Annotated in this window: 18 protein-coding genes; 11 read left to right on the plus strand and 7 right to left on the minus strand. The window is 45.4% G+C overall.

The window, feature by feature from the left end; translation table 11 throughout:
* Position 1 precedes the first annotated feature (1 nt).
* Entirely contained in the window at positions 2 to 2,197 is a 2,196-nt protein-coding gene (locus K2Y22_17015; GenBank protein MBX9880162.1) for an MFS transporter, read from the minus strand.
* Between the two features lie 87 nt (positions 2,198 to 2,284).
* Entirely contained in the window at positions 2,285 to 4,948 is a 2,664-nt protein-coding gene (locus K2Y22_17020; GenBank protein MBX9880163.1) for a cation-transporting P-type ATPase, read from the minus strand.
* A gap of 227 nt (positions 4,949 to 5,175) precedes the next feature.
* On the opposite strand from K2Y22_17020, the gene K2Y22_17025 reads away from it, so the two are divergent.
* A complete protein-coding gene (locus tag K2Y22_17025) occupies positions 5,176 to 6,729 on the plus strand; it encodes a hypothetical protein (GenBank protein MBX9880164.1) in 1,554 nt (517 codons plus the stop codon).
* 243 nt (positions 6,730 to 6,972) lie between these two features.
* Positions 6,973 to 8,067, plus strand: a complete 1,095-nt coding sequence (locus tag K2Y22_17030) for a TIGR04053 family radical SAM/SPASM domain-containing protein (protein MBX9880165.1) — start codon at positions 6,973 to 6,975, stop codon at positions 8,065 to 8,067.
* On the opposite strand, the gene K2Y22_17035 is transcribed toward K2Y22_17030, so the two are convergent.
* Together K2Y22_17035 and K2Y22_17040 are read right to left on the minus strand one after the other, a co-directional pair.
* Positions 8,056 to 8,376 carry a carboxymuconolactone decarboxylase family protein gene (locus K2Y22_17035; protein ID MBX9880166.1) on the minus strand — a complete coding sequence of 107 codons (321 nt, stop codon included), beginning with the start codon at positions 8,374 to 8,376 and terminating at the stop codon, positions 8,056 to 8,058. The genes K2Y22_17030 and K2Y22_17035 overlap by 12 nt on opposite strands.
* 74 nt (positions 8,377 to 8,450) lie before the next feature.
* Positions 8,451 to 9,491, minus strand: coding sequence for a tellurite resistance/C4-dicarboxylate transporter family protein (locus K2Y22_17040; GenBank protein ID MBX9880167.1), 1,041 nt, complete (start codon positions 9,489 to 9,491; stop codon positions 8,451 to 8,453).
* Positions 9,492 to 9,726: 235 nt separating this feature from the next.
* On the opposite strand from K2Y22_17040, the gene K2Y22_17045 reads away from it, so the two are divergent.
* The 8 genes from K2Y22_17045 to K2Y22_17080 all read left to right on the plus strand — a co-directional run bounded on the left by K2Y22_17045 (position 9,727) and on the right by K2Y22_17080 (position 20,562).
* Positions 9,727 to 10,914: an MFS transporter gene (locus tag K2Y22_17045; GenBank protein ID MBX9880168.1), complete on the plus strand. Its 1,188-nt coding sequence runs from the start codon at positions 9,727 to 9,729 to the stop codon at positions 10,912 to 10,914.
* 132 nt (positions 10,915 to 11,046) lie between these two features.
* On the plus strand, positions 11,047 to 11,832 hold the full coding sequence (locus tag K2Y22_17050; GenBank protein ID MBX9880169.1) for a cytochrome c: 786 nt from the start codon (positions 11,047 to 11,049) through the stop codon (positions 11,830 to 11,832).
* Positions 11,833 to 11,835: 3 nt separating this feature from the next.
* A complete protein-coding gene (locus tag K2Y22_17055; protein MBX9880170.1) occupies positions 11,836 to 15,468 on the plus strand; it encodes a nitrate reductase subunit alpha in 3,633 nt (1,210 codons plus the stop codon).
* Between the two features lie 11 nt (positions 15,469 to 15,479).
* A complete protein-coding gene (gene narH, locus K2Y22_17060) occupies positions 15,480 to 16,979 on the plus strand; it encodes a nitrate reductase subunit beta (protein MBX9880171.1) in 1,500 nt (499 codons plus the stop codon).
* Entirely contained in the window at positions 16,979 to 17,551 is a 573-nt protein-coding gene (gene narJ / locus K2Y22_17065; protein ID MBX9880172.1) for a nitrate reductase molybdenum cofactor assembly chaperone, read from the plus strand. Before narH ends, narJ begins: the two co-directional genes overlap by 1 nt.
* A complete protein-coding gene (narI, locus tag K2Y22_17070; protein ID MBX9880173.1) occupies positions 17,544 to 18,860 on the plus strand; it encodes a respiratory nitrate reductase subunit gamma in 1,317 nt (438 codons plus the stop codon). Before narJ ends, narI begins: the two co-directional genes overlap by 8 nt.
* A complete protein-coding gene (locus K2Y22_17075; protein MBX9880174.1) occupies positions 18,860 to 19,966 on the plus strand; it encodes a cytochrome b N-terminal domain-containing protein in 1,107 nt (368 codons plus the stop codon). The genes narI and K2Y22_17075 overlap by 1 nt, the downstream gene beginning before the upstream one ends.
* On the plus strand, positions 19,966 to 20,562 hold the full coding sequence (locus tag K2Y22_17080; protein MBX9880175.1) for a hypothetical protein: 597 nt from the start codon (positions 19,966 to 19,968) through the stop codon (positions 20,560 to 20,562). The genes K2Y22_17075 and K2Y22_17080 overlap by 1 nt, the downstream gene beginning before the upstream one ends.
* A gap of 7 nt (positions 20,563 to 20,569) precedes the next feature.
* On the opposite strand, the gene K2Y22_17085 is transcribed toward K2Y22_17080, so the two are convergent.
* Positions 20,570 to 21,877, minus strand: coding sequence for an NnrS family protein (locus K2Y22_17085; GenBank protein ID MBX9880176.1), 1,308 nt, complete (start codon positions 21,875 to 21,877; stop codon positions 20,570 to 20,572).
* A 169-nt stretch (positions 21,878 to 22,046) separates the two neighbouring features.
* On the opposite strand from K2Y22_17085, the gene K2Y22_17090 reads away from it, so the two are divergent.
* Positions 22,047 to 22,436, plus strand: coding sequence for a helix-turn-helix transcriptional regulator (locus K2Y22_17090; GenBank protein ID MBX9880177.1), 390 nt, complete (start codon positions 22,047 to 22,049; stop codon positions 22,434 to 22,436).
* Here the strand turns inward: K2Y22_17090 and K2Y22_17095 are convergent.
* Together K2Y22_17095 and K2Y22_17100 are read right to left on the minus strand one after the other, a co-directional pair.
* Positions 22,433 to 23,890 (minus strand): tyrosine phenol-lyase, encoded by a 1,458-nt coding sequence (locus K2Y22_17095; GenBank protein MBX9880178.1) that lies wholly within the window; start codon positions 23,888 to 23,890, stop codon positions 22,433 to 22,435. The two genes, K2Y22_17090 and K2Y22_17095, sit on opposite strands and share 4 nt — an antisense overlap.
* The gene (locus K2Y22_17100) at positions 23,887 to 25,308 is read right to left on the minus strand and encodes a tryptophanase (protein ID MBX9880179.1); all 1,422 of its coding nucleotides are present in this window, start codon (positions 25,306 to 25,308) and stop codon (positions 23,887 to 23,889) included. The genes K2Y22_17095 and K2Y22_17100 overlap by 4 nt, the downstream gene beginning before the upstream one ends.
* Between the last annotated feature and the right edge of the window lie 54 nt (positions 25,309 to 25,362).

A 25,362-nucleotide genomic window follows, 5' to 3' on the forward strand; every position in this document is an offset into this window, starting at 1 on the left:
TCTAGTTTCCTTTTGATCTGAGCTGGGCATTGGCGATGGACTTGCGTTTGCAGGGCGGACAGATTTCCTGCCAAGTCTTGGCGGTTCCGGACCCTGATAGTGAGTAATCAAAACCTAATTGGGGCAAGATCGTATTAAGATCATCTATGTGCATGCGCGATGCGAAGCGTTCTCCACAACGTCCGCAAAAAGCACCAGGATCGCGTGAGCCGACATCTTGATATAGTTTCACACCTAGCTGAGCTGGACGCTGAAAAATATGAAAGAACTTGCCGAAGGGTAAATATATGAGTGCAGACACGACGGTTATTGCGTGAATGATCGAAAGAAAGTCATAGAAAATTCCTTCGAAATAGAGGTTCGACACAGTTAATGCTATTCCGGTAAGGGATATGGCAAAAAGCATGATCAATGGCACAAAGTCCATTGCGAAAGACTGAACAGCTTGAGCTCCCTGGTCGCGTAGACGACGAAAAAGCGATAGCGCGACGCCTGCTATAACCATTACTGCGGCAATATCCAGGATATGAAAAGTAATCCAGCCGACTAAACTGTGCACAGGAAATGACATGGTTGGAAAACCAAACAGATAAGGCACATATTGAGTTGCATCATTCGGCAATGTTCCGAAATAGATCCAGCCAAACACAAGCGGGAATGTGATTGCGCCTGCAAGCATACAGCCCCAAGCAAGCATCATATGTGTAAGCCATCGCATCTTAGAGCGCCGCGCTATAAATGTCTGTGCAAATATATGCGTGAAAGAAACTCTTGCCAGTTTTACTGATGCCGAAAAGCCTTCTTGTGCTAAAAGCTGCCAGCCGCGTCTCCAATACATTTTTGTTGGCGGTTTTTGAAGCCAAACAGAGTAGTGATAGGTGACACCCCAGGTGGCAAATATGGTAGCGAATGTGTAAATTACAAGTGCCGGGTCGAAGTTCTGTAGATTTCTCGACCCAACAACTATGGCAGCAAGTAAAACACCGGTCACAATAGTCGACACAAAGCCAGCGCGTAATCTATCGGCAGTGCGTACAAGATGTGGTGGCAAAGAAAGATCATGGAGGTTTTGTTGAGAGACAAATACTTTTTCGTTAGCTAGCCACAGCACAAAAGAGAGAAAAGACAAGAGCGCAAAACACGGCCATATCATTCCTAAATATTGCTTGCTTAGTCCTAAAAGAAGCGGCGGAAAAAATCCGCCCAGTCCTCCGAATGCGCCCACCAAGCCACCGACAGTGGCGACTTGCTTTGGGAATATTTCCGGCACTAGTTTAAAAACTGCACCATTACCCAAGCCAAGAAAGAGAGCACAAGAAAGTGCCCCTACTGTAAAGGGCACCATTTGATTCCAGGCAAGCAGCGGTGCAAAAAGAGTAACTCCTAAAAATACAGCAGAGAGCACTTTGGCTCCCCCAATCCTGTCCGCCAGCCAGCCTCCTAAAGGACGAACGCCAGTGGCCACAAGAACAAAGCCGGCTGCTCGAAAGCCGGCATCGCTTGCCGTCAAAGCAAATTCTTCGCGCAAGAGCGACGGCAAGTAAATTGCAAAGGCAATGAATCCACCAAAGGTAAGGAAGTAAAACAGCGAAAGGAGCCAGCAGGACTTTTGAGTAATAAGTACATTCAGCATGTCGCTGAAAGAAACGGGTTTTACTTTCTGAGATGAATTGCTGGACATAAGGAAAAAGATAATTGCCCATATACCTAACAAACCAGCCACGGAATAGAATGCGTATTGCCAACCAAAACGATCTGCAATAAGAGGGGACAGAAATACTACGGCTGATTGTCCGATATTGCCGAGTCCATAAAGTCCAAGTGCACCGCCTTGTTTGTCAGGTGCTGTCCAGCCTGAGACGTAACCGACTCCTGCTGCAAATGAAGAGCCCGCTAGTCCAAGAAAAAATGCACCTACAAGGATTAGCGGCCATGAAGCCAAGGATGGCAGGGTGGCCGCTACCGCAGCCGACAAAAGAAGCAAAACCGTAAAAACATGCCGTGCGCCGAATCTATCCGTGAGCATCCCTACTGGTATACGGGCAAGCGAACCCAGCAATACTGGCACGGCAACAAGAGTTGCCGTCTGCGTGCTTGTCAAAGAGAGAAGTGCTTTGAAAGTAGGAGCCAGCCCACTTATTAATCCCCACGCCATAAAGCAAAGGGCAAACGAGATAGTTGCAATGAGTAAGTGCAAGTTAGAGATCCTTGAGAGTTGTTTATTTTCTCATAGCCGCACATCAAAAAAAATAGCTGCAAAGCGGACTAGCTGTGAAAATATGTCTCAAGCTGTCCGAGGGAGCAACCGACAAACCACAATAGATGCAAGAAACGAAAGCCCTGATGCAAATAAGACAATTAGCCAATCAGAAAGATCAAGGTGCGTAGTTTTCAATACAGCTTCAATGGGCCGCACGTAAATTGCTATAAACATCAAAGCATAAGAGATGAGCATGTTTACCATAAAAACCGGATTGAGATGTTTCCATCCTCCACTCATAAACGATCTATCGGAAAATGCCCAGAGCCATGCTTGGAATAGAAGCGCGCAAGAAAGCGTTGCAAAGCTTATTGTGGTCATTTTAAAGGAGTTTCCTAAGAAGTGTCCTTGGACAATAACCGCTGTAAGTGTTCCTGCCGCCACCAAAAATGACCTGATAAGAATTTGCATATACTCAGATCTGCCAAGAATTGAGTCAGTGGTTTTGCGCGGACTAAGTTTCATGACCATCTTGTGAGACGGCAAAAGAGAAATCCCAAGGGCGGGAAATACATGCATGATTAAGTTCAGCCACAATAGCTGAAGAGGTAAAAGCGGCAACCCTGTATCAAATAAGACAGCTGCTGCCACGGTCGCTACGGCTGCCAGCGAAGCTGTTAATAGATAGGCTATCGCATTTTGAATATTGGCATAGATCACACGTCCTTGTTCTATCGCTTTCACAATCGAACTGAAATTATCATCTGTAATTACAATCTTGGCTGACTCGCAGGCAAGATCGGCACCACCTTTACCCATGGCTACGCCAATGTCGGACTGTCTTAGTGCAGGGGCATCATTAACACCATCCCCGGTCATTGCCACTACTGAACCGTCTGCCTGAAGAGCTCGTACCACTTTCAATTTCATTTCAGGACTAACGCGCGCCAGTATGTTTGTTGTGCGTAACTTTGTCGCTAAATCATTCTCGTTTAGTTGGCAAATCTCTGCACCACTTAAAACAGAATCGTCGTCAATAGAGTCAATAATACCTAAGTCATCCCCAATGGATTTAGCTGTTTGAGCTTGATCGCCAGTCAGCATTACGACCCTTATACCGGCAGCTTTGCATTGCAAAATTGCTTCCTTGACCCCTTTCTTTGCTCTGTCTTGCATGCCGATTAAACCAAGAAATGTCAAATCGGACTCAATTTCTCCATCGACTGGGTCGTTTATCGATAGTTTTTTGTTAGCAATAGCAAGAACGCGTAGACCTTTTTTAGCCATTTCGAAATTGTTTTTGAGAATAGAGTTGCGCTCAGCATCATTGAGTTCGTTAATTCCATTTTCTTTCTGTATAAACTTGCATTGTTTCAAGACGGATTCTGGTGATCCCTTGGTTAGACAAATCAGTCCACCTTGTGGGACTTGATTAATGGTGGTCATACGCTTGCGTGTTAAATCAAAGGGCAACTCATCCACACGTGGATACGAAGCGGTTAACTGCGCATGATTCAGCCCAGCCTTAGCTGCTACTACAAGTAGCGCCCCCTCAGTTGGATCTCCATGTATATGCCAATCTTCTTTACCGGCATGGTCTTCTAAAAAGGCATCATTACACACAGCGGCCGTTATTAGAATCTGGTGTAAGTTGTTTTCCTCTTGGACATCTATTTTGTTTTGACGATATTGAAAATGTCCAACAGGTATATAGCCCTCACCAGATACAGTAAATTGTTTGCCATCAGAAAATATTTCAGTAACTTGCATGCGATTTTCAGTGAGTGTGCCTGTCTTATCGCTGCAAATGACAGCACAGCAACCAAGCGTTTCTACTGAGGACAATTGCCTGATCAACACGGCGCTTTTAACCATGCGTTGCGTGCCAACAGCCAGGGCGAGAGTAGCTACGACCGCCAAGCCTTCCGGAATTGCTGCCACGGCGAGAGCTATCGAGGTTTGTGTCATTTTTACAATGGGCTCATTGTGCAAGATGCCGATCACTAAAAGGACAAGACAAAGTATTAGCGTCATCCAGCATAGCTGTTTGCCTAATCCTTCCAATTCAAGTTCAAGTGGTGTTCGCCTACCGGATATTTCGGTCAATAATTTACCCAGCTTACCTAACCTTGATTGTAAGGCTGTGGCAGTAACAATAGCCCAGGCTTGTCCATCAAGAACAAGAGTACCTTGATAGACAATATCATTACCCTCATCTGTCGATGGCAACGATTTAAAAACAGCCACACTTTCTCCAGTCAAGGCTGATTCATCCACATTGATACCGCAAGTCTTAAACAGCTTCACGTCTGCAGGGACTCTTACCCCAGCTTCGAGACTAACAACGTCGCCAGGAACGAGTTCATGTGTAGGTAAGTCAATTTCCTCTCCATTGCGCCTGGCTCTAATCTTCGGTGAAGAGAGCTTCCTAAGTGTCTGAAGAGAAACCTTCGCTCTAAATTCTGTAATAAACCCGACAAACGCGTTCACGGCTACCGCAGTCAAAATTGCCAGCGATTGCAAATGTTCTGAAAATATATACGAGATTACTGCAGCCACAAGCAAAAGAACAATAACGCTTGATTGAAACTGGCGAGTCAATAAAAACAGCCAACCGTCCTCAGCAGTCGTAATGCTGATCTCATTTGGTCCCCATTGCGCTAGTCTTTTTGAGACTTGTTCGTTGCTTAATCCGCTGTTGAAATTTGTGTCGCTCAAAATGGGTTCAACTGTAAAATTGGCTTGCATACGTGTAAACCCTTACCCTGACTAACTATCTAAATCTAGTATCTTCTTTGAAAAGTGAATGTTCAATCAACCGCCCGGGCAGTTTTCCAAAGTGTGCGAAGCTAAATCACTTAAATAAACCATTCGAAAGGAGGATTCCAGTAGGTCATATACATATAAAGGCGGAGAACAAATATCATCAACTTGAGCAATAATTATCTGGGGCTACTAACGGAACCTATAGGGAAATGACGGACCTGAAACAATCAAGAGTAATTGCGGTTTTTCTTGTTTTCTCTTTAATGAGCAGCTTTAGTAACCATAACTTAGCTCTAGCCAGCCAACAAGACGTACAGGCGACTCAAACTGACGCCATTACACAAATTCAGGATCATACCGAAGAGCCAGCAATTGCTTATATAGCAACCAACGACCGCGAAAAACTGCAGCTATTAACCAACAAAATAGTGCAAAAGGAATTGGGGTTGCTCAAAATAAATACCTATTTTCGCCTGGAAACAACAGAGCAAAGCCGAATAAAACCCTGGCGTGTTTTTGCATTCAACCTTGCCGGAGCCGGTGTAGCCAATGCCGGTATTACAACTATCGCCGCTGAGCGCTGGCAAACCTGGCGCAATCCCGCCAAAGCAGATCGCACAACCCTTAAGGCAGGACCTCTTCTGCTTTTAATAAGCCATTCAATCGTCACTGCCGGACTTTTGACCGAGATGTGTTTTGATGCAGTTGGTGACTATAAGCGCAAGAAAAAAGGGATGGACATAAAGACTGCAACTAAAAAAGTAAAAGCGGCCCAAGTTGAATTACAAGACTTGCTCAGTCAGCGCGAAGCTTTGATCAAGAACTCAACAGAACTTAGCTCTCAGGATGCAAAGTTGGCGAATGCGGAAGGACTCATATTAAAGGATTTGCGTGATCTTTCTTTAGTTGAATACTCAAAATTCTATACTCGCGGTATTAAGCGGCGTGTTTCTCGCGATCTTTCCTATTTCAACGGTTTAGCCGCCGCAACAACAGGTGGTTATATTGGTTCATTATGTGGCTTGCTTGCCATTTGCGATCGCAAGCCAAAACTGGCCGGACCAGCCGGTATAGGTTTCATTTTGTCAGGAGCTTTCATAACCGTAGCTCCGATAATTAATCGATATGGCTCTAAGTTTGCCGGTAATTTGGCCAAGAAAAAAATCGCTAAAGAATTAGGCGGTTTAAATTCCACAGTAAACGCACAGTTGGGTACCGATGTAAAAAATCTGCAGGCGTATACTGTCGCAGAACAAACTGCCAACGAAGACTCATTCAAGAAACGATTGTTAGTCTATTCTGATGTGCAAGAGATACTGAAAAATCAAAACGTAATGGATGCCAAAGAGAAAGCGAAGGCAGATCGCGAGTTTCGTGAGCGTCTGTTATTCAATTCTGCAATCGGTGGCACCAAGATGGGCTGGGGCATTCAGCTCGCCAATGCAGGCTTTAGTTATCATCCGGCTCCTGCCTGGCCAAAAATTACCCGAACACTGCCCTTTGGTGGCTCAAAGGTTGTAGTAACTATACCTCGTCCGAAAGTTCCGCACACACCGGCTCAACTTTTTTCCAAACGAGTTGCTGAAGGCGCAACTACATATATACCAGGAACTGGAATCTGGATAATTGATGCCTTGCAATCAAGAGCGCGTGGAGAAATGGAAGTATTTACGATGGGCTCTCAACAAGCGCTGCCGCACCAGAAGGTTAAGCAGAGATTGGAAAAGCTTGAACAGCTTGAGTTATCGTTGAATCAACCATAGTTACCAAAAGGTAATCACTCCAGAGAACGAAGGACAATAGGCCTTTAGGTTCTGTTTCTAAGTCTAAAACAAGCCATACTTATTAGTGAACTAAGTGACACGGTCCTCCTGAGGTAAGACAAGTACCGGACAGAAACGCAAGAGACAAGATGGACAAGAAACCTCCAGTGAAGCATCGCTTTAACATCCTTGGTCCCCAATGCGCCTGTCCGGTACTTGCCGATTTTGCAAAGCAAATTCAACATGACCAATTTGGCACATAGACCGGTTATAGATTTTGACCAATCACCATTTTTAGTGTTATGGGAACTTACAAGAGCATGTTTGCTTGCCTGTCGCCACTGTCGAGCCCAAGCGATTCGTCAACGCAATGTCAATGAATTGACTTTTGCTGAATGCATAAAAGTTTTGGATCAGCTTGAGGAATTTGGCCGCCCGCTAATTGTTTTTACCGGAGGGGATCCAGCCCAGCGTGCGGATCTTTATGACCTTATCAAAGAGGCCGGCAGGCGCGGATTCAAATCAGCAGTAACGCCTAGCGCCACGCCTGTAATGACTCAAGACGTGGTTGAGAAGATGGCTGATGCCGGTGTAGATAGGCTGGCTATTAGTATTGACGGTGCTGATAGTCAAACTCACGATGCCTTTCGTAGGGTCAGAGGTTCTTTTGATTGGAGTAAATCCATTATTGACTGGGCGCACAAGGCGAAGCTTCCCGTCCAAATCAATACGACGATTTGCCGCCATAATCTACACCAATTCGACAAATTTGCTAACCTGGCTGAAGAACTCGGTGCTGTTCTTTGGAGCGTATTCTTTTTGGTGCCGACAGGGCGCGCCAGCCAAGATATGCAAATTAACGCTTCAGAAGCTGAAGATGTTCTCCAGCGTATGGCACAGCTTTGCCGGACAGCTTCTTATGACGTTAAGGCTACTGCCGCGCCACATTTTAGGCGGGTTTTGATTGAGCAATATTCGGACAAGAATAATGCTCCGGATTCAGCAGCCATAAATAAGCTAAATTCCAAATTGAAGTTAGGAGCCTTGCGCTCGTATCAATCAGTCAATGACGGCAGGGGCCTGATTTTTATTTCTCATACAGGCGACATTTTGCCTAGTGGGTTTTTGCCTCTTGCTGCGGGCAATGTGCGAAATGATTCCATAGTGTCTGTCTATCGGAAGAGCGAACTTTTTAAAAGCCTGCGCAATCCGGAATTACTTAAAGGGAAATGCGGCACTTGCTCTTATCGTCAAGTTTGTGGCGGCTCACGTGCGCGCGCCTTTGCTGAGACGGGCGATTATCTGGCTGAAGATAGTCTTTGTTCACTAGGGATTTAAATCATCAAGAATATCATTGGCTCGAGAAAGATTAGCCATCATTGATGGAAATCCAAGAGTCGTCACCCCAAGAATCATCGCTTGCCTTATTTCAGCTGCGGTCAACCCTTCATCTAAAGCCCTGCGGCAGTGTGCGTGCACGGCTCCTTCCAGTCTTGCACCGGCTGCGGTGGCAAGTCGCACTAGAGCAATTTCCCGTTTACTCAAAGGACCGGCTTTTTTTGCAGCATTGCCTAATTGATCATAGCTGTCAAAGACTTCTTTATAGTCTTTTTGAAAATCCATAAATGCCTTTGGAAGTTTGCTCATTGCTTCTCCTAATTATTTTGCTTTTCAAGACAATCTTGCTTTTTCAAGACAGATATTTTATTACATACGCAAGTTCAGTGCTGGAAAATTGTCAGCTTTTTTACTATCCGGCACAACAAGCCAATGAATGTTATAGACCAGGCTAGTAAGGCCAGGTAAATAAAATACCGTGGTATGGTCATAAGAAACGTCAGACCAGTCACCTGCGCTAGTTGGAATGTGGCAGCCGTATACATTCCGAGAGGAAATACAAGTCCCCAATAAAGGGGGTCATACGTCAAAGGAAAGCGTTTCCCGATATGTCGCCATACGGCTAAAGTGATAAGCATTGGTATCCACCAGGTGGCAGTTGCCCAGAAAAACAAAGTGAAGCCTTCCAGGAACGGCATTAAGCCACTAAGCAGTGGACTTTTGTCGGCATTGGTAATTAGTCTGGTGCCGGCAAGCGTCGTTATGGCAACAGCTCCCATATTTATCCAGTAAGGCGGCGCCAGATCAGAAGGCAAAAATTTGAAAAACGTATAGCGATAAAAGATTAGCGAAATCATCCAAATATACAGCATGCCGCCGCATAACCACATAGCCAGAGTGAAGAACAAAATTTCTTGTTCAAATGGTTTCAAGCTTGAGGCGACAAGTCCGCCCAGATTAGAGACAGCCTGTGTTGCAACTACAGCTAAGAGCCAACCGCCGTTTATCCCTTCGGCAAGAGAAGGCTTATTTTCCTTAACTGTCAAAATCGTAAAAATAGCATACGTCAAACTAAGCCAGAAGAACGTTCCTAGAAACCAGAAAATAATTGCAGTTGGATAATCATGAAAAAGCACAACAAATTGACTGCCTAAGACACAAATGGCAGCAACAATGCTGAAAAAGCCGACGCATCGATTGTGGTCCGTAAGATCAAAAACAAATGATTTCGTATAACAAAAAAGTCTAAGCGCCGTAAGCAAACAGAGGATAGCAAAGAGCACTAAATTAAGTACAAACATGGAAATAGCAATTGCACGCATGGCAAGAAATTGGCAGGCAACAGAAACTATTCCTGTCGCCATAACCAGGGCAAAATAGGCAGGATGCAATTTTTCGATTTCGTCGTAAATCGTATTTTTCATATGCCAACTATAGCAGTTGTGGACAATGGCAAAACTAAATGCAGCAGAGCAACTTAAAAGTAACCATGTTTAGTCTTTTGGGATCAGCCGAAAGGCTGAGTCTAAACAAGCAGAAAGGATGTTTGATACAGCCTATTCCTATAGAAGAATTGAAGAAGTTAAGGCGTTAGACTTAGAACAAATCGAAACTAGAACAAATTTGTATAGGGAGGCTAAGCGCAGGCTTGGATAAGTTATGAAGACACCAGAACAGAAAGCTCTTTTGTTGGGCACCCTGGCTTTTACAGTATCCTTTGCAATCTGGGGATTATTGGCTGGCTTGATGCCGATACTAAAAAAAGAACTTGCACTTAGTGCCGGGCAGGCTAGCTTATTGGTGGCAATACCGGTAATTCTGGGTTCACTGGGAAGGATTCCCATAGGAATTTTGGCCGACCGCTTTGGCGGAAGAAAGGTTTTTTCGGCGATTTTATTGTTCATGATTTTGCCGGCGGTTGTGCTGGGTTTCGTGCATTCTTACGAAGCATTTCTCATTTGTGGGTTGTTCTTGGGTGTTGCCGGCACATCATTTGCTGTAGGTGTTAGTTTTGTCTCGCGCTGGTTTCCAGCTTCCAAGCAAGGATCGGCACTAGGAATTTATGGTGCCGGCAATATTGGACAGTCAATTGCTGTTTTTGGCGCACCTGCCTTAGCCTCCGCCCTTGGTGGCATGCAATGGGCTGTTTGGGCTTTTAGTGTGGTGGCATTGCTATTTGCAATTTACTTCCTCATCAATGCTGAAGATGCTCCTTGGAAAGAACCGCCAAAGAGTTTAATGAATTCGCTTGGGCTCTTTTTTACTAGACCGCGCTGCTGGCTATTGAGCATGTTCTACTTTCAAACATTTGGCGGCTTTGTGGCCCTTTCCATTTACATGCCGATGCTGTTGAAAGACATATTTGACTTGCCAATAACTGATGCGGGTTTCCGCACAGGCATGTTCGTGTTGCTGGCAACAGGCGCTAGACCGATTGGTGGTTTCCTGTCCGACAAGTTTGGCGGCGGCGCCATACTGAGCATCTGTTATGCAGGACTTTTACCTTGCGCCTTTATGCTCACAAGTTCGGATCTTGGTTACTTTACAGTCGGCGCTTTAGGGGCGGCATTTTTGGTTGGTCTTGGCAATGGAGGGGTATTTCGGCTGGTGCCTGAATATTTCCCCAAAGATACCGGTTCGGTTACAGGTTTGGTTGGCGCAGCCGGTGGCATGGGCGGCTTTTTTCCTCCGCTTGTCCTGGGATTTTGTAAGGATCACTTCGGTACTTTCAATCCTGGTTTTTACTTGCTCGCTCTGTTTAGTCTTATTTGTTGGCTGGCTGTATATTTCACAATTCTCAAAACAAAAAAGGCATTTGAGCCGGTTCTCAATCATCCTTTAGGATGATTCGTTATCAAAATGACTGACCGTCAACTTACAAATCGACCTAATGGATGTTTTTGAGCTATAGCAAAAGATGGGATAATTCTTTGTGGTGGTAGGGGTTGCCAAAAGGTAACAGCTTAGTTGGGAGATGCAATGAAAATCCTCAAGCAACGCGATCCGGATCAATTTACATTTACTACCAAAGTTTTCGCCTTACTAGTTTGTCTATGCGGTCTCTGGGGAACAGTTAGCGTGCGAGCAGAAGAAGGTGCTCAGCAGGCGCAACTTTTTGGTGAGAAATGTTCCGGTTGCCACACGGTTGGCAAAGGTAAATTGGTCGGTCCTGATTTGCAAAACGTTGTAAATTGGCCAACCGCTGAATTAACTGCCGCGGTTAGTCGCATGCAAAAAATGGCCGGACCCCTAAGCGATGCTGAAACTAAAAGTTTGGTTTCTTTTTTGAAGAACGTCAAGGCTCCTGAGCTGGTGAAAAAATCAGAGGAGCATGCCTTGGCTGAGGCTACAACGGCAGCTCCTGCTTCTGCCGAAGTAGGCAAGGAGCTTTTCACAGGGAGCAAGGCATTCGTAAACGGTGGTCCTTCATGCATAGCTTGCCACCAAACGGAAGGCACCGGTGGCACGCTTGGTCCTAATCTGACTAATGCCTTTGATAAATTCGGCGAAAGCGCCCTGGTATCAGCCTGCGAACAAACAAATTTCAAAATCATGAAAGCAGCATACAAAGATCATCCAGTGACCAGACAAGAAGCGTTGCATCTAACTAAGTATTTTGGGTCTATTAAAGGTCGAGAAGTGAAAAATACTGATCCGCCAATTAATGCCATTGGCTTTGGCGGCGCTCTTATTTATCTTGCTGGTTTGACTTTGTTCTACAGACGGCGTAAGGGCGACGCGCGCGATAAATTACACAGGAGATAAGTCATGTCCTGGATTAAAGACATATTTGCACCGAAAGAAAGACAGTGGGAAGATTTTTATCGAAACCGTTGGTCGTACGACAAGATAGTGCGCAGCACTCACGGCGTAAATTGCACGGGTTCTTGCAGCTGGAATGTCTATGTGAAACAGGGAATTGTTACCTGGGAATTGCAGGCTCTGGACTATCCGATTTTCAATAAGGAAATTCCACCGCACGAGCCACGTGGCTGCCAGCGCGGCATATCTTGTTCCTGGTATGTTTACAGCCCGTTGCGAGTGAAATACCCTTACGTTCGCGGGGCTTTGCTCGATCTTTGGCGGCAAGCAAAACAAAAGCATGCAGGCGATGTTGTATCTGCTTGGTCGGAAATAGTAAGCACTCCGGAGATGCGTTCTCGCTATCAGCAGGCGCGAGGCAAGGGAGGCTTCCGGCGCGCCTCCTGGGATGAAGCTAATGAGCTCATCGCAGCAGCTAATGTCCACACAATTAAAAAGCACGGACCGGATCGCATCGTCGGCTTCTCGCCAATTCCAGCTATGTCCATGGTCAGCTATGCGTCCGGTGCTCGCTTTCTGCAACTAATGGGCGGCGTTTGCTTATCCTTTTACGACTGGTACTGCGATTTGCCGCCGGCATCTCCTGAGGTTTGGGGTGAGCAGACAGATGTTGCCGAAAGCGCTGACTGGTATCACTCTAAGTATGTAGCCGTTGTCGGCTCCAATGTTTTGATGACACGCACTCCGGATGCTCACTTCCTTGTTGAAGGTCGCCACCGTGGCTCAAAAGTTGTCGTGTTTTCTCCTGATTTTTCCCAGGCTTCTAAAATTGCCGACGAATGGATCCCTGTTCACCAGGGGCAGGATGGTGCATTCTGGATGGCCGTAGGTCACGTAATTCTTAAGGAGTCTTACAAAGACAGACAGGTTCCATACTTTATTGACTATGTAAAGAAGTACAGTGACTCGCCATTTTTAGTGAAGCTGGAAAAAGATAGTTCAGGAGCATATAAACCTGGTAAGTTGCTGCGTGCAGCAGAAATTTCCGCCACTGAGTCTCTTGATAATGCCGACTGGAAAATGTTTGTCATTGATGAACATAGCGGTGAATTGAAAATACCCAAGGGCACAGTGGGGCATCGTTGGCAGAAGAAAAAAGGCGAATGGAACTTAAAACTAGAAGACAGCATTACAAGTGAAAAAATTGATCCTCTGTTGTTTTTATCAGATAAATCAGATGCTTCTGCTGAAGTAATATTTGATGATTTCTCAAATAGCTTAAGCACGGAAGCTTTTAAGCGTACGGTACCAGCCAAAAAAGTTGAGACAAAAGATGGAGTTGTGCTTGTTACAACGGTTATGGAACTGCTTATGGCACAGTACGGTATTGATAACGGACTGGAAGGCGACTTTCCGAAAAACTATGAAGATGATCAAAGTCCTTTTACACCTGCTTGGCAGGAGAAATTCACCGGCATAAAATCATCCGTTGTGGTTGATTTCGCTAGAGAATGGGCAAAGACGGCAGAAACCAGCAGAGGTAAGTGCAGCGTCATAATAGGCGCCGGCGTAAATCACTGGTATCACAACAACTTAATTTATCGGGCAGCCATTAATGCTTTGCTCTTCTGCGGTTGCGTGGGAGTTAACGGTGGCGGGCTTAATCACTACGTCGGACAAGAGAAACTGGCTCCTATTGCCTCCTGGATGCCGATTGCTTTTGGCACTGATTGGTCAGGGCCTCCGCGCTTGCAAAACGCCCCCTCTTTCCACTATGTAAATTCCGACCAGTGGCGTTACGATCCGGAATTCACAGAAATATGTGCTGTCTCGGATAAGAATCATGTGATGGCTCAGGGACACACCATCGACAAGCAAATAATGGCTGTGAAAAACGGCTGGCTGCCTTGTTATCCCCAATTCGATCAAAGCGTATTTGAAGTCATTGCCCAGGCTCAAGCAGAAGGCGCAAAGACCGACGATGAAATAATTGCCTTTGTGGTAAGGCAACTAAAAGATAGAAAGCTCAAGTTCGCTATGGAAGATCCGGACTCGCCGGAAAGCTTCCCGCGTGTATGGTACATCTGGCGCGGCAACGCCTTAATGGCGTCAGCCAAGGGGCATGAGTACTTCCTTAAATATTATCTGGGCACGCACAACAACTTAGTGGCCAAAGAAATAGCTAAGGATTCTGTCAAGGAAGTGACTTGGCACGACAAAGTTGACTTAGGAAAATTAGACCTTGTAGTCGATCTCAATTTCCGCATGGATACCTCAGCACTCTACTCAGACATCGTATTGCCGGCAGCAAGTTATTATGAAAAAAATGATTTGAACAGTACAGATATGCACACGTTTATTCATCCACTGCAAGCAGCTGTTCCGCCAGTTTGGGAAGCAAAACCGGATTGGGATATTTTTAAAGGCATTGCTTTGCACACAGCAAAACTCTCTGAAAAATATTTGCCGGAAATACAAAAAGACATTGTGCTTACGCCATTGATGCACGATACACCGGGGGAAATTGCTCAACCAACTGTTCAACAATGGTCAAAAGGCGAATGTGAAGCAATTCCTGGTAAAACGATGCCTAACATGAAAATAGTGGGACGCGATTATGTCAATCTCTATAATCGATACATCTCACTGGGCAGGAACTTTCGAGATAACGGACTGGCTGTGCACGGCACACATTATGATGTCGACGATGAGTACGACAAACAATTAAATGAATCGCCGACTGAGACGTGGGGTGGCAAAACCTATCCATCCTTAAATAGAGACATTGATGTCTGCGAGACAATTCTTACTTTCGCCGCCGAGACTAATGGAGAAATGGCCTATCGTGCTTTTGCTGCTGAATCGGTTAAGACAGGAATTGATCACACACATCTAGCATCTGACACGCGAGGTGTGCGGTACAGATTCCAGGATTTAGTAACACAACCTCGCCGCATACTGTCATCTCCTTTCTGGACAGGTATTGTAAATAATGGACGCACGTATTCGGCTTACTGCCAAAACGTAGAAGAGCATATTCCCTGGAGAACACTAACAGGACGTCAACACTTGTACTTTGATCATGAGGCTTATATTGCTTACGGCGAACATCTGCCGACATTTAAACCGCGTGCCGATGCTCGGACGACAAGGGATTTGGAGGAAAGCAAAAATCATGGCCCGTCATTGACCCTCAATTATTTGACGCCTCACGGAAAATGGCATATTCACTCAACTTTTGGCGATACATTAAGGATGAAGACTTTATCCAGAGGTATCTATCCAATCTGGCTAAATGACAAGGATGCTGATCTGATAGGCATTGAAGATAACGACTGGGTTGAAATTTACAACGATCACGGAGTTGTCTGCACACGGGCAATTGTTAGCGCCAGAATTCCGCGTGGAGTAACTCTTATTTATCACTCGCCTGAACGCACACTGTCTGTTCCGAAATCAAAAGAACGCGGCATGCGCAGGGCCGGTGGTCACAATAGTCTGACGCGCACGAGGCTTAAGCCGTTGTTGATGGTCGGTGGTTATGCGCAATTTTCTTATGGTTTTAATTACTGGGGTCCAACCGGTGTTAACCGTGACACCTACGTCATTGTTAAGAAGATGGGCAAACCGGTATTTTAGGGGAGGACGTTATGGATGTTAGAGCGCAAGTCTCAATGGTCTTTCATCTAGACAAATGCATCGGCTGCCACACGTGTAGCGTTGCTTGCAAAAACGTCTGGACCGATCGTGCCGGCGCTGAGTATATGTGGTGGAATAATGTGGAGACCAAACCAGGTACAGGATTTCCCACGCTGTGGGAAGATCAGGAGCATTATAAAGGCGGCTGGCAGCTCAAGAACAATGGTCAGAAGGACCTTGAGCTGCGCTGTCAAGGCAAAGCCGATGCTTTCTTAAAACTCTTCTACAATCCCAATCAACCTGGTTTGGAAGATTACTACGAACCATGGACTTACAAGTATCAGGATTTATTTGATGCGCCGGAAGGCGACGACCAACCAACCGCTATTCCTATTTCGCAAATTACCGGTGAGCCCATCGATATTGAAGCTGGCCCTAACTGGGATGATGACCTGGGCGGTTCTCCCCTGTATGCAGAAAATGACCCTAATCTTGAAGGATTAACGCCTGAAGAAAGAGAACAATTATTTGAAATCCAACGTGTTTCTTTCTTTTACCTGCCGCGCATATGCAATCATTGCGCTAATCCTAGTTGTGTTGCTTCTTGTCCTTCCGGTGCATTATATAAACGTGGCGAAGACGGCATTGTCCTCATTAACCAGGAAGTATGCAAGGGTTGGCGAGCCTGTGTTTCAGCCTGCCCTTACAAGAAAATTTACTACAACTGGAAAACGGGCAAATCAGAAAAGTGTATTCTATGCTACCCACGACTGGAAACAGGACAACCCCCATCCTGCTTCCAGTCGTGCGTAGGCAGAATTCGTTATCTTGGTGTTTTGTTATATGATGCTGAGCGAATTCCCGATGCCATGAAAGTACCAGATGATCAATTGGTGGAATCGCAGAGAAATGCATTATGCGATCCCTTTGATCCAAAAGTAATTCAAGCGGCAAGAAAAAATGGCATTAGCGAGGAATTTATAACTGCGGCTCAAAGGAGTCCAGTCTGGAAATACGTGATGGAATGGAAGCTGGCTTTGCCTCTACACGTTGAATATCGCACCATGCCTATGCTTTTTTATGTGCCACCGCTCCTGCCTGTTATGGGAAAATCGGGCGATGGACCCTATGAAAACAACAAAGACGGCTTCTTCTCAGGACTGGAGACGGCGCGTCTGCCAATTAAATACTTAGCCAATTTATTTAGTGCGGGCAATACTCAAATAATCGAAGACGTGTTGAAAAAGCTGATGGCCGTTAGATACTACAAGCGAGCACTCGACATGGGTGAATTTGATATCAAGCAAAGCACCAGTATCTTAAGAGAAGCAAAAACTACTCCTAGCGAATGTGAACAAATCTACGCTTTAACAACGCTTGCTACTCCTTTCGATAGATATGCATTACCGCCAATTCAAAGAGAAGAAGCACTAGAGGGCACTTGCAATCCGGAAATATGCAAAGGCTCCTGCGGGCTTGGCTTTAGTGAATCTGCTGAGAGAGGTCCTTAATGTTGAAAGACACCATTAACATAAAAAATACCATTGAGACAAATAGACAGGCTGTCCTAGAAAAAATTGCCATCTTATTTGATTACCCAACTAGCAGCTATCTAGAAACAGCCGAAGATTTGGTAAATAAAAGTCGTGATAAATATCCTGAGCTTTCAAAGTTGCTGGTGGAGTTTATCGATGCTCTTAAGCCACTTAGTCCAGAGGAGCAGGAAGAGGTTTTCACCAGGACTTTTGATATAGCTCCAATCTGTGTGCCTTACTTAAGTTCCTACACGTTCGGAGAAGAAAGTTATGAGCGTGGTGATTTAATGGCAAAATTAAAGGAGATATACGCTATTGCCGGGTTTCAATCAGGCAATGAATTGCCTGATCATATTAGGGTTACTTTGTCTTTTCTATCTACCTTGGATGATCAGGCAGGTGCTGATCTTGTTCATTATGTACTTGCCAAGCCGATTACTGAGATGTTCGATAAGCTCAAGAACGCCAACAACCCATATTCATTGCTTATGAACGCTGTTATAAACCTACTAGAAGTCGATTTTTCCCAGGAGGACAGGAATGCTTGATTCCTTTTTGTTTGTCGGACTTCCCTATATTTCTCTTGCCGTTTGTGTTCTGGTGACCTTTTACAGGCTGCGCCACCAACGATTTGCCCAATCTGCTTTGTCCTCGCAATTTTTAGAGAATAAACAATTGCTGTGGGGATCGATGCCCTGGCATATAGGCATAGCCGTCATATTGTTAGCCCATTTTTTCATCCTTGCTTTCCCAGGACTTTGGCAAGCTCTTGTCGCTAATAAAACTGTTCTTTATATTTTCGAATCGGCCGGGATTGCTTTGTCGATGCTAGCTTTGGTTGGACTTGCCGTTTTACTTGTTCGCCGTATTACCTCAGCCAGAATACAGGCAGTAACAACGACGATGGATCTGGTGATTTTGCTTCTTTTGCTGGGGCAGGTCGTCTTAGGTATGGCTACAGCTGGACTCTACCGCTGGGGGTCAGCCTGGGCTGTTAATACAGCTGTTCCATATGTTTGGAGCCTGATTTTATTCAAGCCGGAAATTGCCTATGTAACTGACTTGCCGCCTCTTATGAAAGGACACATAATTGGCGCCTGGTTGCTTCTCTTGCTTATTCCATTTTCCAGGCTTATCCATGTCTTTGCTTTGCCATTGCAATACCTCTTTCGTCCTCCTCAAAAGGTAGTCTGGATGGACAGTCGTCATCAAGAAGGTGAATTATCGCTTGCTGAGGCTCAAGAATCTAGACGCTATTTTTTGCGTGCTGCTCTCGGCATAGTAGGAGGCGCATGTCTGCTTTTTGTGGGCGCTGCTGATAAACTATTTCGCTTTTTCTTCGGTCCCCGATTGAGTCAGAAAGAAGAGGCGTCCATTATGTCCGAGCGCCTGTCTCTTATGCAAAAGACAGTTGAGCAAAAGAAATATGAATTGGAACGACAACAAAACGACTACATTTTCATCTCTAAACTTTCCGATCTAAGCGCACAAAAAGGGAAATATTTCATCGATTACGCGATGACTCCGGCACTTGCCTTTCTGGATAAAGACAACTTACCGCTTTTGCTGTCGGCAAAGTGCACTCACCTTGGTTGCACAGTTGGCTCCAATGTTGACGCTGATGGAAAAATTCTTTGTCCATGTCACATTTCATATTTCGATATTCATTCGGGCATGCCCAATCCGGATTCTCCGGCGAAGGCTCCACTTCCCCACATTGGCTGGGTGCTTATGGATCAATCCGGAAAAATGGTTGCCAGCAAAACTGCCAATGGCAAAGTTACGGGCAATCCTGATTTAACTGATCTAAGTCAGTACAGTGTGTTCGTTGCCAGATATCAGAAGGAGGATGCCTAATGAGCTCCGGTTCAGCATTTAGTGCGCTGGCTAACTTTTTTGCCGAACGGTTTCCTGTCGACAAACTTGATTTTCATTCACTTATCGAAAAAAAGGAAGTGCCTGTCCACAAAATGACCTGGGGGTATTACACAGGTGGGCTGACATTGTTTTTTTTCCTTGTTCAAGTGGCAACCGGTTTACTTCTGCTCTTCTATTATCAGCCAACGGTTAGCGACGCTTATGTATCCGTTAAATACATTAGTGAGCATGTTGTCTGCGGCGCTCTCATACGAAATATGCATGCATGGTCGTCATCGCTGATGATTTTCTTTGCCGTCGTTCATTTGCTGACAAGCTTTGCTATGAAAGCCTTCGCTAAACCCAGAGAAATTACCTGGGTAGCAGGCGTTCTTCTTTTATTCATTACTTTTACGTTCGGTTTTACCGGTTACCTTTTGCCCTGGAATCAAATTGCCGTCAATGCCACCAAGGTTGGACTCCAGTCTATTGAACAGGCAGGCGCCTATTTGCCGGGTACACTTGCTGAGTTGCCTCGCTATCTGCGCGAGACATTTCAAGGCGAGGCAAGTGTCGGTCAATCTACTTTAGGCCGATTCTATACCATGCATGTGGTTCTATTGCCGCTTGCCTTAGTTGCCGTATTGGGCTTGCACTTGTTGCAGGTGCAATTGCACGGCATGAGTCAAGGTGTTGATAAGGCGGCTGTCAAAACAGAGAAGTTTTTCCCTATCTTTTTCTCCAAGGACTTATGTGTTTGGTCTGTAGCCTTGTTTGTTTTATTTGTATTGGCGCTTTGCTTGCCGTTTGAGTCGTTTTTGCCATTCCCTCTTTTGGAAGCATATAATCCTCTTGGTTCAACACCTGCCGGAATAAAACCGGAGTGGTATTTTTACTTTGTGTATTACCCGCTGGAGCTTTTGCCGTTCTGGGCAATCATGCTTGCGATGGGAGTGCTTACATTGGTACTTTTCTTAGTGCCCTGGATATTTAAGGGCACCAGTCGTAGAACACTTTCAATGTTGGCAATTGCTGCCGGCATTTATCTGGTGGCAATGACGGTCTTTGGTGAACAGATATATCAACTCTTTAAGGGTGGTGCCTGATGATAATGAAATCACGCTTGGTGCAATGTTTTAGTCTTTTAACTGCCCTTGTTCTCCAGCCCATAGGAACAGCCGCCTACCCTGAGTTCCAATCTTTTATCGAGAAAAATTCGGGACGCACTGTTAACTGTGCAATGTGCCATACAAACCCTGATGGGCCTATAGGCGACGGTGAAGGACAATTAGGCAGCCTCAAGGATGAGCAGCTAAAAAATGTCAATAAGGCCAGATCCGCTATGGAACCCGGTGTTGATGTAGATAGTCCAATCATGAACGAATTTGGAAACTACATTATTAAAAATGTCGGCATGAAGAAGGTTTTGGAGGCAAAAGCTAAGCCGCAGTTGCTGGCTGAGGCACTAGGAGATAAAAGTGATTTAGATGCTGACGGTATTGCTGATGCTCACGAGTTTCTTGCCGGAACTGATCCAAGGAACAAACTTCACGGCTCGCCGGCTTCACTATTTATGATCAACCTCAGCCGCCAGAAATTTCACATCGTTATGGCTCTAGTGGCAAGCGTATTGATTATCTTTGGGTTTTTGAACTTTATAAAGGCTCTTCACATTCTAGATAACCGTAAATCGAAACGATAAATAAAGACTATTTGTCTGCACAATTCTCCATTGCCACCAGAGGCGGCTTGAGAAATGTCACTAACATATTGGCAGCGAAAATGACCACTCCGGTAAGTTCAAGCGTGGCAGAAATTGGCAACAATAACCACGCCGAAGAGGCGTAATTCTCATATGCCGATATCTCCGACAAAACTCTCAAGAAACAACCAATATTGATAAGAACAAGAGAAAGAAACATGAGCCCCATGCTATAGAGCGCTTTCTTCCCTAAAAAGGCCGGTAGAATGCGTGGTCCGATAGAAAATACCATCGTCATCAAGAAGCCGACTGTAACAGCGTGCCTTGCTGAACCGGTTATTCCTGAAGATTCCGGTTGCAAGGCTGCCCAGATATTAAGCAAAGAAGAAACTAATAGCCAAACATAGGATATACGTATGAACGAGGGGAAAGTCTTGTGTACGCCTTGTGTTTTTGCTTTGTCAATGGCAGGTTCGAAAATGCGCAAGGCAAGAGCAACCAAAAATGCCGCGCCGCAAAGTAGTGATGCTCCTATTAGCGAATCGCCGAGAAGGTAAGAGATGACTCCGACAATAGCAACTATCAAAGCGGCAAGTAAAAAGTTGCTTCTTAAGGGTTTTAAGCTTAAAAACACGGGAATCCAGTGAGCCGAAAAACCCCAGGCGATCATCACTGGAAAACCCCAAATAGAAAGCACCAGAAATCGGCCGTTAAAATCCATTGGAAACTGAGGCGCGGCTCCCCATAGAGCAATTTCTACACTTTCAAATAGGTTTGCGCACATCGCAATAACCAAACCAACGGTGCCGGCAATAACAAGAATTGCCCAGGTCTCGACTTTCTGTTTCGATTCTTGCCCAAATCTATGCCCTTGTATTGAACAGGCAAGAAATAACAACACTGCGCTCAATTCCAAGAGAGCAGACACAGGAAAGAGAAACCGCCACTGCCACTGATAAAAACCAGCAAACCAGTGCAGGGCAACACCAACAGTCCATAATGCCCAAATGAGCCAACCTATGGCAAATGAGGCTTTGGAAATACGGCGCAAATTAGGAATGGAATAAAAACCAATGCCCAGGATAAAGCTGCCTATCCAGCCAAAAACCTGCGCATGACCGTGAGCCTGGATCAAGGCAACAGGTATATTTGCTGTTGAATGGCTGCTACTTATGCTAAATAAATTCCAAACACCTAAAAAAGTGCCGGGAAATATCATGAATAAAATGCCCGTGATTAGAAAGGCTTCTAGAAGAAGAATCAATTGCCTTTCACGGGCAATTGTCGGCATGGAGGAAATCTTTGACTCAGCCATGACCTGATTACCTTTAATAACCTACCTTATTTTCTACTAAATCATGGTTCTAGTCATCAACCCGGCGGAGGATTTACCTGTAAAAAACGACCGATCATTCTTTGGATGGAGGATACCGTCTCTTAATCATGTTACGTTTTGATTCAGCAGCTCCTAAAGGGTTCTCATAATGGAAGATGCTCATATAGATCCTTTGCAGTGTCCGATTACGTTTGTTCTGGATATCTTAAGTCCTAAGTGGACAATAGAGATCTTGCGAGAACTCTTCACTCAACCAACGCGTACCAGGCAATTTCTCAATCTCATTCCTGGATTAAGCATGAAAAGTCTGAGAGAAAGACTGAAGGTTTTGGAAATCGAAGGTATTCTCATTCGCACCGTCTATGAAGATTCACCGCTTCGCGTGGAATACAGCCTCACGACCAAGGGCAGAGAATTGTATTCAGCGCTTATGAGTCTCAAACGATTAGGTGAAGCCTGGCTTAACAAAAAATGCCAATGCCCATTTGATCTCGAGCTGTCTCAAGACGATATTGTTTGTCCTAACAAGAACTCTTAAATATCAAAGCTTATTGCTCTTGCTTCGAAATCCGCTATACATATTTGCTTTGGCTGTAAGTCTTGATTGATAGGACAAAAACGCGCCTGAAAAAATCGCAAGGTCTGCGGTTCGTAGGTCATTTGCAATCCCTTTATCGATTCGCGCTCTTCATATAGCCGGATAACGGAATCTGCCACCACATCCATGTGCCCTTGACTGTAGACTCGTCTTGGAATGGTTAAGCGGACCAATTCCAATTCAGGATAGTGATTTTGACCGGTGACGGGATCGCGACCTGCTGATACTATGCCTCTTTCCATCGCTCTAATGCCGGAGTCGACATAGAGGCTTGCGCATAACGACTGGGCAGGAAATTCATCCTGTGGTATGTGCGGCAAGAAACGCTTAGCATCCAGGTATATTGCATGACCGCCAAATGGTTCAACCACAGGGACACCGGCTGCCACCAGTTGTTTGCCCAAGTAATGCACCTGTCCTATGCGGTTTGTCAGATGCTCGTCCTTAACCGCTTCTTCGAGCCCGCGCGCCATTGCCTCCATATCGCGTCCTGCCAATCCGCCATAGGTATGTAATCCCTCGAAAAGAACGACTAGTTCGCATGCTTTCTCATAGAGTCCCTGGTCACGTAATCCAAGGAAACCGCCGATATTGACCAGCAAATCTTTTTTGCCGGACATAGTGCAAGCATCGGTAAGATCTGCGATTTCCCTTAAGATCTCGGCGCATGATTTATTGGACTGTCCGTCTTCCTGCTGCTGTATGAACCAAGCATTTTCCAGAGCCCTTGTCGCATCCAGTACAACGCGAATATTATTTTTCCGACAAAGGGAAGCAACTTGTCTTAAATTGCTAAGGGAAAATGGTTGACCGCCGGCCATATTTACACAGGCTTGCACATTTATATACGGAATTCTATTGGCGCCTGCCTGAGCTATCAGTTGCTCCAATTTAGATAGGTCAATATTACCTTTGAATGGCTCTAGGCTTGTAGGGTCGTAAGCCGCATCAACAATTACGTCCTGAAAGGAGCCGCCTGCAAGTTCTTGGTGGGCTCGTGTTGTTGTGAAGTACATGTTGCCTGGAATAATGTCGCCTTGCTTAATAAGCAACTTGGACAATAAATGTTCAGCGGCTCTTCCCTGGTGTGTCGGTACTGTGTAGCGGTACCCATAATATGTATGAACTGCTTTTTCCAGATTGTAAAAATTTTTCGAGCCCGCGTAAGCCTCGTCGCCAACCATCATGCCTGCCCACTGATAATCGCTCATAGCTGATGTACCGCTATCGGTCAGCAAATCGATATATACATCTTCGGAACGCAGAAGAAATGTATTGTAGTGGGCTTGAGCGATTGCTTCTTTTCTATATTCCGGTGTTGTTATCTTTAAAGGCTCAACCATTTTGATCTTGTATGGTTCTGCCGATGGTCTTGGGCGATAAGCGGTTATCATAAATTACTCTCCACGATGGTAGTTGCCGCCGGTATGGTATCAATAGTGACCGGCTGAAAGCGGGCAGTAAAGTGTGGTAGCACATCAGGTTTTTCTATGATTCTCACGCCGCTCACACTCTTTCGTCGCCTAAATATGTTTCCAACTGCCTCGATAACATAGTCGTAATGGCTCTGTCCGTATACACGCCTGGGTAAAGCTAAGCGTACCAGTTCCAAACGCAACATATTTTGCTCTCCAATCTTTGGTGAATCTGTGCCGAACATTACTGATCCGATTTCGCAAGAGCGAATCCCGGCTTCCCTGTAAAGTTCAATAACCAGACTTTGTCCAGGATAATAATCCAATGGCAAATGCTCCATAAACCGTTTTGCGTCAATGTATACAGCGTGCAATCCGTGCGGTTGTACAATCGGCACTCCGGCGTTCATAAGACCCTTGGCTAAATAACCTGCAGAATGTTCACGATAATGTAAATAGTCTTCGCACAACGCCTCTTCTAAGCCGACGGCTATTGTTTCGAGATCGCGTCCTGACAGTCCTCCATAAGTTGTAAATCCTTCCGTTAATATCAAAGACTCTCTTATTCGTTCTGCCAATTGTTTATTGTTTAGGGCAATGAACCCGCCAATGTTGGACAGTCCGTCTTTTTTTGCCGACATCAAGCAGCCATCGGCATAACTGAATATTTCTGCGACGATGGATTTTATGGTCCTGTCCTTAAGTCCAGGATCGCGGCTCTTCATCAACCAGGCATTTTCGGCAAACCGTGCTGCATCAATGAAGAACGGGATTTTGTGCTTGGATAGTAGCCTGGCGTATGCCGCTATATTTGAAAGCGATGCCGGTTGCCCACCAATGGTGTTGTTGGTGAGGGTTATCATTCCCAATGGAATAATATCCTTGCTGTATCTGCCAATTAGCTTCTCCAGAGCAACAAGATCAATATTGCCTTTAAATGGATACCGGCTTTCCAGGTTGAAGGATTCCGGGCAAGGCAAATCAACTGCCTCTGCTCCCTCATTTTCCAGGTTGCCCCGAGTGGTATCAAAGTGGTTATTACTCGGCACTACTTGTCCCGGCCAGACAAGAACTTCGAAAAGCAATCTTTCAGCTGCACGCCCTTGGTGCACCGGGAATACATATTCAAATCCAAATATGTCCTTAATTGTCCGACTGAAGCGCTTATAGCTGGAGCATCCGGCATAGGACTCATCGGCTTGCATAAGGGCAGCCCATTGTTTTGAAGACATGGCGGACGTGCCGCTGTCCGTCAGCAAATCAATTGTTACATCCTCGGCATCAAGGTGAAATAAGTTGTAGCTGCATTTTGCCAGTAAGCCTTCACGCTCTTGCCTGCTGGTAAAACGAATTGGTTCGGTCATTTTGGTCCGAAAGGGTTCAATTATGGTTTTCATTATGCCTTAACCTTCTTCTCGGACATAATTTGTCATATCCGGCGCGGCTTATAA

This window comes from Candidatus Obscuribacterales bacterium, from assembly GCA_019744775.1.
In the GTDB taxonomy this organism is placed as follows: Bacteria; Cyanobacteriota; Vampirovibrionia; order Obscuribacterales; family Obscuribacteraceae; genus SBAT01.

What these genes read in the sequence shown, in the direction of transcription:
- K2Y22_17020 (MBX9880163.1), bottom strand. Translation starts at nt 4,948, where the DNA reads ATGCAAGCCAATTTTACAGTTGAACCCATTTTGAGCGACACAAATTTC.
- K2Y22_17025 (MBX9880164.1), top strand. Translation starts at nt 5,176, where the DNA reads ATGACGGACCTGAAACAATCAAGAGTAATTGCGGTTTTTCTTGTTTTC.
- K2Y22_17030 (MBX9880165.1), top strand. Translation starts at nt 6,973, where the DNA reads ATGACCAATTTGGCACATAGACCGGTTATAGATTTTGACCAATCACCA.
- K2Y22_17035 (MBX9880166.1), bottom strand. Translation starts at nt 8,376, where the DNA reads ATGAGCAAACTTCCAAAGGCATTTATGGATTTTCAAAAAGACTATAAA.
- K2Y22_17040 (MBX9880167.1), bottom strand. Translation starts at nt 9,491, where the DNA reads ATGAAAAATACGATTTACGACGAAATCGAAAAATTGCATCCTGCCTAT.
- K2Y22_17045 (MBX9880168.1), top strand. Translation starts at nt 9,727, where the DNA reads ATGAAGACACCAGAACAGAAAGCTCTTTTGTTGGGCACCCTGGCTTTT.
- K2Y22_17050 (MBX9880169.1), top strand. Translation starts at nt 11,047, where the DNA reads ATGAAAATCCTCAAGCAACGCGATCCGGATCAATTTACATTTACTACC.
- K2Y22_17055 (MBX9880170.1), top strand. Translation starts at nt 11,836, where the DNA reads ATGTCCTGGATTAAAGACATATTTGCACCGAAAGAAAGACAGTGGGAA.
- narH (MBX9880171.1), top strand. Translation starts at nt 15,480, where the DNA reads ATGGATGTTAGAGCGCAAGTCTCAATGGTCTTTCATCTAGACAAATGC.
- narJ (MBX9880172.1), top strand. Translation starts at nt 16,979, where the DNA reads ATGTTGAAAGACACCATTAACATAAAAAATACCATTGAGACAAATAGA.
- narI (MBX9880173.1), top strand. Translation starts at nt 17,544, where the DNA reads ATGCTTGATTCCTTTTTGTTTGTCGGACTTCCCTATATTTCTCTTGCC.
- K2Y22_17075 (MBX9880174.1), top strand. Translation starts at nt 18,860, where the DNA reads ATGAGCTCCGGTTCAGCATTTAGTGCGCTGGCTAACTTTTTTGCCGAA.
- K2Y22_17080 (MBX9880175.1), top strand. Translation starts at nt 19,966, where the DNA reads ATGATAATGAAATCACGCTTGGTGCAATGTTTTAGTCTTTTAACTGCC.
- K2Y22_17085 (MBX9880176.1), bottom strand. Translation starts at nt 21,877, where the DNA reads ATGGCTGAGTCAAAGATTTCCTCCATGCCGACAATTGCCCGTGAAAGG.
- K2Y22_17090 (MBX9880177.1), top strand. Translation starts at nt 22,047, where the DNA reads ATGGAAGATGCTCATATAGATCCTTTGCAGTGTCCGATTACGTTTGTT.
- K2Y22_17095 (MBX9880178.1), bottom strand. Translation starts at nt 23,890, where the DNA reads ATGATAACCGCTTATCGCCCAAGACCATCGGCAGAACCATACAAGATC.
- K2Y22_17100 (MBX9880179.1), bottom strand. Translation starts at nt 25,308, where the DNA reads ATGAAAACCATAATTGAACCCTTTCGGACCAAAATGACCGAACCAATT.